Source organism: Streptococcus sp. 2022WUSS083, assembly GCF_044427155.1.
In the GTDB taxonomy this organism is placed as follows: Bacteria; Bacillota; Bacilli; order Lactobacillales; family Streptococcaceae; genus Streptococcus; species Streptococcus hashimotonensis.
In genome coordinates this window covers 149,829-165,321 of the sequence record NZ_JAOTGK010000005.1, presented here as the reverse complement: position 1 = coordinate 165,321, position 15,493 = coordinate 149,829, and the positions used below count along the sequence as shown (strand labels likewise).

Here is a 15,493-nt window from a genome sequence, read left to right as displayed (position 1 = left end):
ATTCAAGCAGATTTTTGCTTGAATTTAGAAAGAGGATAGGGGTTGTTTTTGCTGGCCTTGGCCATCGAAGTTACTATCTGCAAGCCAGTTTTCAAGGGCACGCTTGCGGTCAGGCCATTCGTGGTCTAATAGAGAAAACCAGGCAGTATCCCGATTGCGTTCCTTATAGACTAGAGCCTGACGGAAGGTTCCTTCGTAGATAAAGCCCAGACGTTTGGCAGCGGCCTGACTGGTTTGGTTGAGTGAGTCGCATTTCCACTCGTAACGTCGATAGCCCAGTTCTTCAAACACATAGGTCATGAGAAGATAGTGGGCTTCTGTCGCCTGTCGGGTCCGTTGCAGTTGAGGAGAAAAGATGACCCAGCCCACTTCAATGCTACGATGGTTGGTATCTATTCGCATGAGGGCAAAGGTTCCGACTGCCTGATTGGTTACTTGGTCAATGATGGCAAAATAATAGGGGTCGGTCGAGTTCAAAAGAGTCTGGAAATAGTCCTGAAATATCGCTCTGTCCTCAAAGGGGTCAAGGGGCAAGTAGGTCCAGTCAGCTTTCTTGGTATTTGGTCCATAAAACTGATAGAGATCATCTGCATGGTGCAGGCTCAGTTTTTCTAAGCGGACTGTGTGTCCTTGTATAGTCTCCAGACTTGGTCGCTCACCACTGGTGTAATGTGGCAAGGGCATACCAATTTCTTGACCGAATGAATTGATAGGCATGGCTTTCTCCTAGTAATGTAAACTTCCAGCCACCCAGCCAGTCGCAAGGCAGTAGGTAATGTTAAAGCCACCGGTGTGGGCGTTGATGTCCAAGACCTCACCAGCAAAGTGGAGACCAGGCACCTTCTTGCTTTCCAAGGTTTTGGGATTGATTTCCTTGAGGTCAACGCCACCCTTGGTCACAAAGGACTTGGCCAGGGACATCTTGCCTGTAATCTTGATAGGTAAGGCTTTGAGGAGGGTGACCAGTTCAGTCAGGTCTTTTTGGGAAACTTGTTTGACCTTGCAATCGTAGTTTTCAGCGAAAAAGTCGGCTAGGCGGTCTGGCATGAGTTCAGAAAGAGCATTCTTGACGGATTTTTCTCTGTTCTTTTCTAAATGCTCAAACAAATCTTGGTCAGAATGGGTCGGAAGAGCATCGAGAAATGCGGTTTCGCCGCCTTTGACAAAACTAGACAAGCGAAGAGCAGCGGGTCCCGACAGGCCAAAGTGGGTAAAGAGCAGGTCGTGGGTGATGACGTGCTTGCCGTAGGTCAGGGTGACATCGTCCAGGGAAATGCCTTGAAGCTTCTTGTGGGGGAAGTCGGTCAGGACAGGGCTTTCTGCGGCTTCAATCTCTGTGACTTCAAGCTTGAAATGGCGGGCAATGTCGTGTCCAAAACCGGTTGAGCCAGTGGAAGGATAGGTCTTGCCGCCGGTGGTGACAATGAGCTGGGGAGCTGTAAAGACTTCCTCGCTGGTCTTGACATGGAAGAGGTCGTCCATCTTGCGAACGGACACCACCTCAGTTCCTGTACGGATGTCCACGCCATTTTCCAGCATCTTCATCTCCAGACATTTGATAATGGTCTGGGAGCGATCGGTGGTCGGAAAGACACGGCCGTGGTCCTCCACCTTGAGCTTGACCCCATTTTCCTGAAAGAAATTCATGATGTCGTGGTTGTCAAACTGGGAAAAGACGCTGTAAAGAAAGCGGCCGTTGCCAGGAATGCCAGCTAGCAGGTCTTCCAAGGTGCCGTTGTTGGTCACATTGCAACGTCCGCCACCTGTGCCAGACAGTTTCTTGCCCAAACGCTTGTTTTTTTCGAGGAGCAGGGTTTTCTTACCGTAAAAGCTGGAAGAAATCGCGGCCATCATGCCAGCAGGCCCCGCTCCGATAATAATAGTATCTACTGTATTCATGCCTTTATTGTATCATATTTTCATCAAGAAAGTAGTTTGAGTCTTTGCTATGATTTGTGGAGTTTTTCCTTGAGATTGCGGAAGACCATTGACGGGTTAGGGGAGTATACTTAAACTAAGGGAAATTAGTTTTTATCAGGAGCCTGTATGTACAAGCAAAGTAATTTTGTGGAAGCTGCATTGTGAAACCAGGTTCTAACAATTCCGTATGTAGCATGAAAGAAAGTAGGTAGAAGAATGGTAACTGAGCAAAGAGAGTATCGTTTTCCAGAAGGTTTTTTGTGGGGATCCTCCACTTCAGGGCCTCAAAGTGAAGGAAGCGTAGCTGGTGATGGAAAGGGGTGGAATAACTGGGATTACTGGTACAGTCAGGAACCTAAGCTCTTTCACCAGCAAATAGGACCGGAACAAACATCGACTTTTTATGAACATTTCCAGTCAGATTTGGATTTGTTGGTGGAAACAGGTCATAGTATTTTTCGCACCTCTATACAGTGGTCACGTCTGATTCCGGAAGGGATAGGCGAGGTCAATCCGCAAGCTGTGGAGTTTTATAGGGCTGTATTTGCAGGTATTCGAGAGCGTGGGATAAAGCTTTTGGTCAATCTTTATCATTTCGATTTGCCTTATGTCTTACAGGAAAAAGGGGGCTGGGAAAATAAGGAGATTGTCTGGGCCTATGAGGCTTATGCTCGCCAGTGTTTCAGTCTCTTTGGAGATCTGGTGGATCATTGGATTACCTTTAATGAACCCATTGTTCCAGTAGAATGTGGCTATCTAGGAAGCTATCATTATCCTTGTAAGGTGGATGCAAAGGCAGCTGTGGTCGTAGCGTATCATACTCAACTGGCTAGTTCTTTGGCTGTTCGGGCCTGTCACCAACTACACCCAGACCACAAAATTTCCATTGTTCTCAATCTTACTCCTGCCTATCCAAGAAGTCAGAGTCCAGAAGATTTACAGGCAGCGCGGATTGCTGAGTTATTTCAAACGAGAAGCTTTTTGGATCCATCTGTTTTGGGACAATACCCGAGGGAACTGGTTGACATTCTTGAAAAACACGGTTTACGTCCAGAAACCACAGAGGAGGAATTGACCATTATCAAAGAAAATAGGGTTGACTTCCTGGGGGTAAATTATTACCAGCCACTGCGCGTGCAGGCTCCTTCAGAAGATGGATGGAACGGAGAAGCTACTTTCCTATCCCAATATTTCCAGCCTTATGATAAGCCTGACAAGAAAATCAATCCCCATAGAGGCTGGGAAATTTATGAAGAAGGGCTGTACGATATTGCTAAAAATATCCAGGAAAACTATGGCAATATCGAATGGTTGGTAACTGAGAACGGCATGGGAGTTGAAGGGGAGGATGTTTTTGAAGAAAATGGCATGATTCAGGATGACTATCGGATTCACTTCATGGAAGACCATTTGATTCAGCTCCATCGAGGTATTGATGAAGGAGCGAACTGTAAGGGCTATATGGTCTGGACCTTTATTGACTGCTGGTCTTGGTTAAATGCCTATAAAAACCGATACGGTTTGGTCTCGCTTGACCTCCAAACTCAGAAGCGTACTGTCAAAAAATCTGGATATTGGTTCAAGCAAGTGAGTGCTAAAAATGGTTTTATTAGATAGAATGTATATTTCGTTTCTACATAACATTGCATTGAGATAAGATGCTTTTGAGGTTTGTGATTATTCACTAATGCTTGGTAAGAAAATTCCCCTAGATTTGACAGGGATAGGGTTCTGTGGTAATATTTTAATGATACAAACTATGAGAAATGTAAGTACCGAGGATATTATGGGAATCGAAAAAACAGTCAGTGAGTTAGCTGAAATTTTAGGAGTGAGCCGGCAGGCTATGAATAATCGTGTCAAATCACTTCCTGAAGAATTTGTAGATAAAAATGACAAGGGTGTGACCGTTGTAAACCGTGCTGGCTTGATTAAGTTGGAGGAAATCTACAAAACAACCATTTTTGAAGATGAGCCGATTAGCGATGAAGTCAAGCATCGTGAATTGATGGAAATTTTAGTTGACGAGAAAAATGCTGAAATCATCCGCTTATATAGTCAATTAAAAGCCAAAGATAAGCAACTTGCCGAAAAAGATGAACAACTCAAGGTCAAAGATGTGCAGATTGCTGAGAAGGATAAACAGTTGGATCAGCAACAGCAATTGACACTAAAAGCTATGGCCGATAAGGAAGTTCTCAAGTTGGAATTGGACGAAGTTAAAGCACAGGCAGAAGAAGTGCAAGCTAAAGGCTTCTTTGCACGTTTGTTTGGGAAATAAAAAGGTCCGGGGGACCTTTTTATCATGAGCTTGGAAACAAGAGAGCGAATAAAGGTCCGGGGGAGTGAAACAGTCTGGGAAGAGACTGTTTCAGCCCGAGCTTGGAAATAGGAAAGCGAGGTACAGTCTGGGGATAGACTGTTTCAGCCCGAGCCTGGAAATAAGAAAGCGAGGTACAGTCTGGGGATAGACTGTTTCAGCCCGCGCTAAAAAATGGAAGATGATATGTGATATAAGAAGATTGGTGGGCACCAATCTTTTTTAGTTTAAGTAGTGAGCACAATTGAATTTTTGTTTTTCATTATATTAATTGGGCTCAAAGACTCTAGAAATCAGAAATGAAAAGGGATACAATTAAGACAAGGAGGAAAATATGGTTGATAATCGTACCATGGCAATTCTGATGGAATTGTTTGCGAATCGAAAAGAAAGTTTGTACGAACTTAGTATTCAAACAGGAATTGAAAAGGAGCAGCTACATTCTAATTTGGAACTAGTCAATCAATTGTTGCAAGAACATTCCTTCCCGCAGATACAATACAAAGATAGCGAGTTTGTTATTTCTACGGAGCTTTACAATCAAAAAGAAAGTGTATTCTCGCTCTTTCGCAATCGCCAGATCTATCTTTCGCAAGAAGAAAGACAGCTTCTTATCTATCTTTATACATTTATCCGAAAAGAATTTGTATCAAACGTTCACTACCAAGAATTATTGAGTGTGAGCCGTAACACAACATTGACGGATATTAAGAATGTAAAGGAACTTTGCTTGGACTTTCAAGTACGCTTGGAATATACGAGGGCGAAGGGCTATCATCTAATTGGTCGAGAAAATTGGTCGAGAAGAAGATAAACATCGCTTGGCGCTTTATGCACTCAGTAATTGTTTGCAGTCTTCGATTGGTGTATGGGCTTTGGATTATATTCTTAAATCTTGGGGTGAGGAAAATCCTATTGAAGAATTGAAAATAGTGAGTCAACAAGCTTGCAATTATTATAAAGTCTCAGCTTTAGAAGAGAGATTGGATGAATATTTGTATTTTTTGATATTTCTATTTATCCGTCAGGCGCGTGTTGGCAACCTTATTAACTGGAATTTTGAAGGAAAGGTAGGGTTTGTAAAAGATTTTCTGCAACGCCTTTGGAAATTATTACGTTTAAAAAGTACTAGCACATTAGAATTAAATGCTGCGACACAAGAATATCTGTCACATTTACTGCAAGGATGCTTAGAAGGTGAGAGCGGAGAAAAGGATGATCTATTTTACCACTTGACTGTAGAAATAGTGGAAGAGATGGAACGTTTGTCCTTAATTGCTTTTGAACATCGCTCGGAAATGATTGAAGGTTTGCAACGTCACCTAATTCCTGCTTACTACCGTTTAACATCTCGTTTGGTAAATGTCAATTCATATACTGAAACCATCAAAGAAGAGCATGCCGACTTGTTCTATCTTGTAAAAAAAGCTTTGCGACCTTTGGAAGAGCATCTAGGTTTTACTATACCAGATAGTGAGGTATCTTATTTTGTCATCCACTTTGGTGGCTACATCGAAGCAGGTCAACAACGTTCATATCGTTATCGGGCCTTGGTTGTTTGCCCAAATGGAGTGAGCTCTTCGCTGATTGTAAAAGAAAATCTACGGCAACTATTTCCTAATATCTATTTTGCCGATACCCATTCCTTACAGGATTGGAAGATGCTAGACATGACAGACTATGACATGGTATTTGGAACTATCAAGCTGAATATAGAGCTACCATTTTTCTTGGTATCCCAGCTGATGACCTCTAATCATAAAAAAGAATTATTTCATTTGGTTAATCAGCATTTCCCAAATGCGGCTTATTTTCCGATTGAGATTGAGCAGTTATTATCACTTGTTGGGAAACATGCAACCATTCATCAGGAGCAGGCTTTAAAATATGAATTGGTGCAGTTTCTCAATCAGCGCTCCCATGAGCAAAGGGGAAGGAGTCCTATGTTAGAAGAATTGATTACAAAAGAGACCTTTCAATGGTCTGAGGAAGTTTTAGGCTGGCAAAAAGCAGTTGCCCTGGCTGCACGACCTCTGGTAGATAAAGGAGCTATAGAAACTCGATATATTGATGCTATGATAACGAAGGTAGAAGAGTTTGGTCCATTTATTGACCTAGGTAAAGGAATTGCGATTCCACATGCACGACCAGAAGATGGGGTTAATGAGGTAGGGATGTCAATGTTGGTATTGGATAAGCCAGTTTATCTATTGGATGACCCTAGTCATGAAATTCGGCTGTTCATTTGTATTGCAGCCGTGGATAATCAAACCCATCTCAGAGCACTCTCGCATTTGACAAAAATTTTGCGAGAAGAAGAAAATATTCGACAACTTGTCGGCGCCAAAGAATTCGCCGACGTACAACATTTATTAAAGGAGGAACAGTAATATGTTACGAATTGGAACAGCCTGTGGTTCAGGTTTAGGCTCTAGCTTTATGGTTCAAATGAATATTGAATCCATTTTGCGAGATTTAGGTGTATCAGATGTTCATGTGGAGCATTATGATCTAGGTGGTGCCAATCCGAGTGAAGCAGATGTGTGGATTGTCGGACGTGACCTGGCTGATTCTGCAACTCATTTAGGAGATGTTCGAATATTGAATAGTATTATTGATATGAATGAGTTGAGGGAACTTGTCACGGCTATCTGTCAAGAAAAAGGTTTGGTTTAAATCGTATACACAGGGGATGACCCGCAAAGATAAAATTATAAAGGAGACAGAAAATGATATTGGATTTTCTCATTGATATTGCTAAGACTCCGGCAATTCTGGTTGCTCTCATTGCTATTCTAGGTTTAGCCTTACAGAAAAAGCCCGCAGCAGATTTAGTTAAGGGGGGATTGAAAACTTTTGTTGGTTTTATTGTTGTTGGTGGCGGAGCGAATATTATTGTTGGCTCGCTTGAGCCATTTGGTCAAATGTTTGAACAAGCTTTCAACTTGAAAGGGGTTGTTCCAAATAATGAAGCTATTGTAGCGATGGCTTTGGATAAGTATGGAACTGCTACATCCTTGATTATGTTGCTTGGAATGGTCTTCAATATTGCTATTGCTCGCTTTACACGCTTTAAATATATTTTCTTGACAGGACACCACACACTATATATGGCCTGTATGATTGCAGTTATCATGAGTGTTGCAGGATTCACTTCTGTCGGCCTAATTGTGATGGGTGGGTTGGCTTTAGGTCTGATTATGACACTCTCCCCAGCCTTCGTTCAAAAATACATGATTCAATTGACAGGAAATGATCATGTCGCCCTAGGTCACTTCAGTGCACTTGGTTACTGGTTGAGTGGTGTAGTAGGCGGTTTGGTCGGTGATAAGTCTAAGTCTACTGAGGATATTAATTTCCCTAAAGGTTTGGCATTCTTGCGTGATTCAACTGTCAGCATTGCCATTTCTATGTCCTTGATTTACATGATTGTGGCTTTGTTTGCAGGCGGTGATTATATTAAGGAAAACCTTAGTGGTGGTACTAACAGTATGATTTACGCCTTGACCCTAGGTGGAACTTTTGCAGCAGGTGTTTTTGTTATCTTATCCGGTGTACGCTTAATTTTGGCGGAAATTGTTCCAGCCTTCAAAGGAATTTCAGAGAAGTTGGTTCCGAATTCCAAACCAGCCCTAGACTGTCCAGTTGTTTATCCTTATGCACCAAACGCCGTGTTGATTGGCTTTATCTCTAGTTTTGCAGGTGGTATTGTCAGCATGATTATTCTTGCCTTGACTGGCGGTGTCGTTATCCTTCCAGGTGTCGTACCACACTTCTTCTGTGGAGCAACTGCAGGGGTCATGGGAAATGCGTCAGGTGGTGTTCGTGGCGCAGTTTGTGGTGCTTTTATGCAAGGGGTTCTCATTAGTTTCTTACCTGTATTCTTACTTCCTGTTTTGGGAGACCTTGGTTTTGCTGGTTCAACTTTCTCAGATGCAGACTTTGGTCTTTCTGGTATTTTCCTGGGAGTGCTAGCTAAGAATGGCGGTATCCTCACAGTTTCGGTTGGTATCTTTGCTGTCTTGGCTTTGATGCTTGGATTGTCATTGGTGAAAAAAGAACAGAAAGAAGGATAATATGACTAGTGGTACAGCTGATTTGAAACGATTTGCCAAAGAAATTCGCTACCATACCTTGGCGACTTTGAATCAATTAGGATTCGGTCATTATGGTGGTAGCTTATCAATCGTAGAAGTGTTGGCTGCTCTATATGGAGAAATTCTGGACATTCGTGTCCAGAATTTCTCTTCTAAGGAGCGAGATCACTTTATTCTGTCCAAGGGACATGCAGGTCCAGCACTTTATAGTACGTTGTATTTGAAAGGCTTCTTTGATAGAGATTTTCTCTTGTCGCTAAATCAAAATGGAACACATTTGCCTTCACACCCTGACCGAAACTTAACGCCAGGGGTGGATATGACAACGGGTTCGTTGGGGCAAGGGATGAGTGTCGCGACAGGTGTTGCTTATGGTAAGAAGATAGAACAGTCACCGTACTATACCTATACTCTGGTAGGGGACGGGGAGCTTAACGAAGGTCAATGCTGGGAAGCAGCTCAGTTTGCTGCTCACCACGAACTATCGAAACTGATTTTGTTTGTGGATGACAATAAAAAACAACTAGACGGTCGTACCCATGATATTTGCCAAACCTTTGATTTTGTTGAAAAATTTCAGGCTTTTGGTTGGGAATCAGTGCGTGTGAATGGTGCCGATATAGATGCTATTATAAATGCTATTCTAACAATGAAGTCAAGTAAGTCTCCTCAACCAAAATGTATCGTTCTTGATACTACTAAGGGGCAGGGAGTTACCTTCTTAGAAGAATTAGAAAGCAATCACCATTTGCGTTTGTCGGGTCAATTACGGGAAGATTTAGAGCAAGTAACTCTTGTTTTAGCGAGAGAGTTGGAGGTGACGGAATGAGACAGACAAAGGAGATGCGACTGGTTTATAGTGATTTTCTAGCTCAGGTAGGGCAGGAAGACACAACCATAGCAGCTATTGAAGCAGATTTATCCAGTTCAATGGCTACCAACAAATTGTCCTCTGTTCTGGGTGGACGCTATGTCAATGTAGGTATCATGGAGCAGGAAATGGTAGGGGTAGCAGCTGGATTATCTCTTCTAGGATACAAGCCATATATTCATACCTTCGGACCATTTGCTAGTCGTAGAGTCTATGATCAGGTGTTTATCTCTCTAGCTTATGCCCAGCTCAATGCCACGATTGTAGGGTCGGATGCGGGGGTATCAGCGGAGATGAATGGTGGGACTCACATGCCGTTTGAGGAGCTGGGCTTAATGCGGCTCATTCCAAAAGCGCGTGTTTATGAGGTCAGTGACGATGTCCAGTTTCAAGCTGTTCTTAAAGAAACCATCAAGGTAGACGGGTTGAAGTACATTCGTACCATTCGGAAAGCGCCAACGGCTATTTATCAAGGTGGAGAAGATTTTAGCAAAGGCTACTGTGTCCTTAGGCAAGGGGAGGATATGACCTTGCTTGCGAGTGGTATTATGGTAGAGCAGGCATTAAAGGCGGCGGATCAGTTAGAGGCTCAAGGAGTATCTGTTCAAGTCATTGATCTTTTTCGTATCAAACCAATTCATGAAGACATACCAGCTCTATTATCGGGAAGGCCAGTATTAACTGTAGAAAATCATAATCGAATTGGCGGCCTAGGTAGTAGCATTTGTGAATTAATGGCTACAGATTTGACGACCCCAGTACATCGAATTGGTATTGAGGAGTCATTTGGTCAAGTTGGTCAACAGGCCTATTTGATGGATGTTTATGGACTGACAGCAGAGCATATTGTTAAACAAGCACAATTAATGTTACAACAATAGTGAGATAGTGATTCGTATTTTATGTAGCCTTTCGATTTACTTTGGCTTGGAAATAGGAAAGCAAATCAAATGTAAGAAATCAAGCTCCACTTAGGAACTTGATTTTTTCTATACTTCATCCATTACTTTCACAATCTTCCATCCTTGATGAAGGCTTGCAATTCCTGTCAGAATATGGGACACTAGAATCATGAAAAAGATACAACGTGAATTTCAAAAAATATATTACAACCTAGACAAGATTCTCTTGCTCTTCTTTACCCTGTTTACCTTTATGGAATTTGTTTGGATACCGCTCAATTCATGGATTTCTGAGGGGCTCTTAGCTATGACAGGGCATGCCTACCTTTCACCGACGAATTTGTTGTCGGTGTTTGCTGAAAATCTGCTCGTGACAGGCTTGTTTATTCTCCTCTTTTTTGTCAACATTGCTATTGCCTATCTAGAATTAGCTCTATTGTTCACAGGGGTTTGGCAACTGTTGGATGAAAAAGTCAAGCACCTCCCCGACTATTTACGGGATGTACGAGATAGTATGGTGGCGATTATCCGTCACAGCAGCCTACCAAAGGTTTTATTTCTGCTCTTTTACTCAGTTATTCTTCTCCCGTTTTTACGACGGGTATTAAATATCTATTATTTTAATAAAATCGTAGTACCCCAATTTATCGTAGATTACCTATCCAACACAGTCTGGCTAGGGATATTGATTTTGTTCTTTCTCCTCTTGTTCTTCTGGCTCGCATCACGCTTTATGTACGCTCTGCCGAACATTTACTTTGAACACAGGAGTGTGAAGGAGTCCATCGCTTATTCTTGGAAGAAGACCAGGGGAAGAAAACAAGTCAGTTCCTTTTTCCGTCTGATTTGGCTGGTCACTTTTCCAGTCCTCCTATTCACAGGAATAGGGATATTGCTCTATCTAGTACAGCTAGTGGCTGAACCTTATCTACCAGACACAGGCCCTTCATATTGGCTGGCAGTTATTTGTTATGCAATCCTAAAATTAGCCTACTACGGCGTAGTTGCACTCTTTATGATAGGATTTGTAAGTCTCTTAACAGGGAAACAATTGCCAAACTACTGCCGTAAACGCCTCCGTCATCGCCTGCGATTGGCAATTTTGCTAGTATCTGGTCTGGTATTCGGTACCCAAGGAGCGCTTGCACTCTACTATCCCTTCGATACCCTGCCAGTTACCATTTCCCATCGCGGTGTTGACAATGGCAATGCTGTCCAGAACTCTATCGAGGCCCTAGAGAAAACCTCTCAACTCAAGCCAGATTATATTGAGATGGATGTTCAGGAGACGAAGGATGGTCAGTTTATTGTCATGCATGATACGGATTTATTGGCTTTGACGGGCAATCCCGGAGGTACACATGACTATACTCTTGCAGAGTTGACAGGGATGACTGCATCAGAAAACGGCATGGCAGCTCCAGTTCCTTCTTTTGATGAATATCTTGAAAAAGCGGATGAGCTGGGACAGAAATTATTGGTAGAAATTAAAGTGACCAAGGCAGATTCGCCAAAACTCACCCAGAATTTCTTAAAAAAATACGGTCAACGTTTGATTGCCAAAGGACACCAGATGCAATCATTAGACTACCGTACTATTATCGAAATAAAGCAGTATAGCGAGAAATTAGTATCCTTCTTTATTCTTCCGTTCAACTCTATCTATCCGACGACGGTTGCTGACGGCTATACTATGGAGTATACCTCGCTTGATCAAAATTTTATGGTAAAATCTTGGATTCGTGGGAAGTCAGTTTATGCTTGGACACCGAATGAAGAAGAGAGTATGACCAAGATGCTGCTACTACAAGTGGACGGTATCATCACTGACAACATGACCGACCTCCAAAGTCTGATGGAGGAAATGAAAGAGAATCGACGTTATCCAGACCTCTTTTTCCTGCAATTTCAGTCTTTGATTTATAATTTTGAATAAAAAAAAACGCGAGAGGAGAATATCCAATCGCGTTTTCTTTTAAAAAGGTAATTTACCTGCAAAGGCACCTAGTTTTTTTTGAGTTGCCTCGTCAACTTTTGTAAGTGCAGCGTTGACGGCTTGGATTGTCATTTCTTGCAAGGTTTCAAGGTCGTCTGCATCCACAACATCAGCCTTGAAGTCGATAGAAACCAATTTCTTATCTCCAGTAAAAGTAGCAGTAACCAAGTCCTGTACAGAGCTACCAGTAAATTGAGTAGCAGCCAACTCAGCTTGGCTCTTCTCCATTTGTTTTTGAAGTTTTTGAGCTTGGCGCATCATGTTTTGCATATTCATCATAAGATTTTTAAGATTCCTTTCCTATCAAGGGGTTAGACCTTGTTTGTAATTTTTCCTTACCTTATTTTGCCTTATTGTTAAAAATTTTCAAAGGCAGAGGCGTAGTAAATATTATAACATGTTTTATGTAGATAATGCTACCTTCTTAAAATAAGTTATAGTCAGCAATATCGGATATAAACTTGACATATTAATCTATTTTAAATTGACTTTGAGGGATAAATTCGCTATAATATAAGAAAAAACTGGTTATAACCAGAAATCAAGGAGGAGCTATGTTCCGTTTAGCAAAAGAAGAACTTGAAAAGTTGGGGGCTATTATTACGGCGACCGAAATTTACCAACAGCCAGGCTTATGGAAGGAAGCGCATCAACTCTATCTTGACCAATTGGAAAAAATCGAGAGTTTTCTAAAATCAATCAAGGAAAAACATGACTTTGTTCACGTTGTTTTTACAGGTGCAGGGACTTCTGACTTTGTTGGTCAAAGCATTGCCAACTACCTCAACCAAGTCAATGATTTGAAACACATTCGTTTTTCTGCCATTGGTACAGTAGAGCTGGTTGGTCGTCCATATGATTATTTGCAGGCAGATGTGCCAACAGTTTTGGTATCCTTTGCTCGTTCAGGTAATTCACCTGAGAGTGTGGCAGCAGTTGAAGTCGCTAAGCAATTGGTAGATAAATTGTATCAAGTGACCATTACCTGTGCACCAGAAGGTAAGCTGGCACTAGCGGCTGAAGGAGATGCTGAAAATCTCCTGCTCTTGCAACCAGCTGGTTCAAACGATAAGGGCTTTGCCATGACGGGTTCTTACAGCTGTATGGCTCTGACAGCCCTCCTCGTCTTCTCACCAGCCAGTCAAGAAGAAAAAGCTGCTTGGGTTGAGACCATTGCCCGTCTAGGTCAAGACGTTTTGGACCGTGAAGACTACGTGCAAGACTTGATCAACCTTGATTTTGAGCGAGTGATTTACCTCGGTTCAGGTGGTTTCTATGGTCTTGCCCACGAAGCTCAGCTGAAGATTTTGGAGTTAACAGCTGGTAAGATTGCGACCATGTACGAGTCCCCACTCGGCTTCCGTCATGGACCAAAATCATTCATCAACGAAAAGACCTTGATTTTCCTCTTTGCCTCAAACGATGCCTACACACGCCAGTACGATGTGGACTTGCTTAATGAAGTTCATGGTGATGGCATAGCAGAGCGGATAGTGGCATTGTCGGCTGATAAGTTAGTCGGTACAGAAGCAGCTAATTTTGTCTTGGCAGAAGGCGGAGCAGATCTGCCAGATGTCTTCTTAACCTTCCCTTACATCCTCTTTGCCCAAACGGTATCTATCATGGCAGCTATCAAATGCAAGAACCTACCAGATACACCATCTCCAACAGGCACCGTCAACCGTGTAGTGCAGGGTGTGATTATACATCCACTATAAAACATACTAAGATTAGTAGTGAGGAAATCTCCGACGGGAGAAAGTACTCACTACTTTTTCTTTATGATAAAGTAGAGGTGTCTTGTTAAGTCGAGAACTCTTTTGACGCTAGACGTCGCATCAAAAACTGGCAAGGCACCTGTTTTAGAAAGAATGTTATCAAAGTATGTGGGACGCCAGACGTCGAGTATTGAAAATGACATCACTAAAACAAGGAATCATTCAAGACAAAGAGGTAATATCATGCGAGTAGTATTTGGAATTGACGTGAGTAAGGTAAGTTCAGAAGTAGCCATTCTAGTCAATGGCGAGAAGGTACATAACTACACCATGTCCAATGATGCCATTGGCTTTTCTCGGCTACTTGGCGATTTGAAAACCGTTCACAAGCCTGAAATCATCTTTGAAGCAACAGGCGTCTATTCTCGTCGTCTTCAAGCTTTTCTGGATGAACATGGCTACGCTTATACACGGCTCAATCCCTTAGAAGCCAAGAAGCAACTGGATAGCTTGCGTGTGCGGAAAACAGATCAAATTGACGCTGAAAAACTGGCTCAGTCTCAGTTTGTACTGAATCGTAAACCGACCTATGTCCAAGAAGAAGTCTACCAAAACTTGCGGAATCTCAGCTGTTTCTATCAGAATCTGACCGAGGACATCGTTCGGGCTAAAAACCGCCTGCACAAGGTCTTACAGGTCACTTTCCCTGAATTGGAAAATATCTTGTCAACACCAACTGGTGAACAATACTGGAACTTAGTTATAGCTTTTCCTTGTAAGGACTTCGTGTTTGAGTTAAGCAAGGATAAACTCTCAGAAAGCATTCGTCAATCCACTTCAAAACGGATTTCGGACAAGCGTGTGGCGTACTTAGCCGATAAACTGATAGCACTAGCTAATCAATCTTATTGTGCCGTCAAGAAAACCTCTCCAATGCTGGAAGAGGTCCGTTACTATACAAAAGAATTGCTTAGACTTTCTGAACAGAGACAGGCAGTCTTAGACGAAATGGTGGAACTAGCTCAACCTTTACCAGAGTATGACATTCTGCTTTCTATTCCTGGTATCGCTGAGACTACTGCAACAAGTATTATTGGCGAACTGGGAGATATTCGCCGTTTTCAGTCTGCCAATCAAATCAATGCCTTTATCGGTATTGACCTGAGACACTATGAATCTGGTAACTTCCTCGCTAAGGAACACATTACCAAGCGTGGAAATCCCTACGCTAGAAAGATTCTGTTCAAATGCATTCACAATATCGCTTCAGCCAGTCATACCAATCCTTGCCATATCGCAGACTTTTATGAGAAACGAAAAAGACAATCGCAAACGACTTCAACGAAGCCACACACGATTGCCTCCATACATCGTCTCATTCGGACAATGTATTACCTCATTACGCATAATAAGCTTTACGATTATACTTCTACCCAAAATCGGTAAAACTGTTTATGCTCTATCATTGTAACACCTTATCAAAAAATTTCAACATAAGGTGTTGCTTTTGTATACACTTTTTACACTAAACTTTAGTCCAAAATAAAATAATTTCCTTATTTTGACTACTGAATTCAAAATATTGTTCATCAAATACCTTGAAAGGCTTGACAAATGGTAGAAAAGAGTTACATGTATTCAATGATGAAGAAACGTAGCTATTCGGTAG

At 42.1% G+C, this 15,493-nt stretch carries 14 protein-coding genes; 11 read left to right on the top strand and 3 right to left on the bottom strand.

Features of this window, described 5'->3' with window-relative positions; translation table 11 throughout:
* Nucleotides 1–24 precede the first annotated feature (24 nt).
* Both ODU41_RS08010 and ODU41_RS08005 read right to left on the bottom strand, forming a co-directional pair.
* A complete protein-coding gene (locus ODU41_RS08010) occupies nt 25–717 on the bottom strand; it encodes a GNAT family N-acetyltransferase (protein WP_398578880.1) in 693 nt (230 codons plus the stop codon).
* A 9-nt stretch (nt 718–726) separates the two neighbouring features.
* Nucleotides 727–1,899 (bottom strand): NAD(P)/FAD-dependent oxidoreductase, encoded by a 1,173-nt coding sequence (locus tag ODU41_RS08005; protein WP_398578879.1) that lies wholly within the window; start codon nt 1,897–1,899, stop codon nt 727–729.
* 237 nt (nt 1,900–2,136) lie between these two features.
* On the opposite strand from ODU41_RS08005, the gene ODU41_RS08000 reads away from it, so the two are divergent.
* The 9 genes from ODU41_RS08000 to ODU41_RS07960 all read left to right on the top strand — a co-directional run bounded on the left by ODU41_RS08000 (nt 2,137) and on the right by ODU41_RS07960 (nt 12,046).
* On the top strand, nt 2,137–3,537 hold the full coding sequence (locus ODU41_RS08000) for a glycoside hydrolase family 1 protein (RefSeq protein WP_044680071.1): 1,401 nt from the start codon (nt 2,137–2,139) through the stop codon (nt 3,535–3,537).
* Between the two features lie 169 nt (nt 3,538–3,706).
* Nucleotides 3,707–4,201, top strand: a complete 495-nt coding sequence (locus tag ODU41_RS07995; RefSeq protein ID WP_012774919.1) for a DUF536 domain-containing protein — start codon at nt 3,707–3,709, stop codon at nt 4,199–4,201.
* Nucleotides 4,202–4,574: 373 nt separating this feature from the next.
* Nucleotides 4,575–5,054 (top strand): hypothetical protein, encoded by a 480-nt coding sequence (locus ODU41_RS07990; RefSeq protein ID WP_398578878.1) that lies wholly within the window; start codon nt 4,575–4,577, stop codon nt 5,052–5,054.
* Nucleotides 5,023–6,630: a BglG family transcription antiterminator gene (locus ODU41_RS07985; RefSeq protein WP_398578877.1), complete on the top strand. Its 1,608-nt coding sequence runs from the start codon at nt 5,023–5,025 to the stop codon at nt 6,628–6,630. The genes ODU41_RS07990 and ODU41_RS07985 overlap by 32 nt, the downstream gene beginning before the upstream one ends.
* A 1-nt stretch (nt 6,631) precedes the next feature.
* A complete protein-coding gene (locus ODU41_RS07980; RefSeq protein ID WP_002935998.1) occupies nt 6,632–6,916 on the top strand; it encodes a PTS sugar transporter subunit IIB in 285 nt (94 codons plus the stop codon).
* Between the two features lie 53 nt (nt 6,917–6,969).
* Nucleotides 6,970–8,316 (top strand): PTS ascorbate transporter subunit IIC, encoded by a 1,347-nt coding sequence (locus ODU41_RS07975; RefSeq protein WP_011921778.1) that lies wholly within the window; start codon nt 6,970–6,972, stop codon nt 8,314–8,316.
* A 1-nt stretch (nt 8,317) separates the two neighbouring features.
* Nucleotides 8,318–9,166, top strand: a complete 849-nt coding sequence (locus tag ODU41_RS07970) for a transketolase (protein ID WP_044683669.1) — start codon at nt 8,318–8,320, stop codon at nt 9,164–9,166.
* Complete coding sequence (locus ODU41_RS07965) at nt 9,163–10,089, top strand: transketolase family protein (RefSeq protein WP_208546078.1); 927 nt, start codon at nt 9,163–9,165, stop codon at nt 10,087–10,089. Before ODU41_RS07970 ends, ODU41_RS07965 begins: the two co-directional genes overlap by 4 nt.
* A gap of 190 nt (nt 10,090–10,279) precedes the next feature.
* Nucleotides 10,280–12,046 carry a glycerophosphodiester phosphodiesterase gene (locus ODU41_RS07960; protein WP_398578876.1) on the top strand — a complete coding sequence of 589 codons (1,767 nt, stop codon included), beginning with the start codon at nt 10,280–10,282 and terminating at the stop codon, nt 12,044–12,046.
* A 39-nt stretch (nt 12,047–12,085) separates the two neighbouring features.
* On the opposite strand, the gene ODU41_RS07955 is transcribed toward ODU41_RS07960, so the two are convergent.
* The gene (locus tag ODU41_RS07955; RefSeq protein ID WP_002941492.1) at nt 12,086–12,385 is read right to left on the bottom strand and encodes a YbaB/EbfC family nucleoid-associated protein; all 300 of its coding nucleotides are present in this window, start codon (nt 12,383–12,385) and stop codon (nt 12,086–12,088) included.
* 275 nt (nt 12,386–12,660) lie between these two features.
* Here ODU41_RS07955 and ODU41_RS07950 point away from each other — a divergent pair, with 275 nt between their 5' ends.
* Entirely contained in the window at nt 12,661–13,824 is a 1,164-nt protein-coding gene (locus ODU41_RS07950) for an SIS domain-containing protein (RefSeq protein WP_044772398.1), read from the top strand.
* A 243-nt stretch (nt 13,825–14,067) separates the two neighbouring features.
* A complete protein-coding gene (locus ODU41_RS07945; protein WP_279630751.1) occupies nt 14,068–15,270 on the top strand; it encodes an IS110 family transposase in 1,203 nt (400 codons plus the stop codon).
* Nucleotides 15,271–15,493 lie beyond the last annotated feature (223 nt).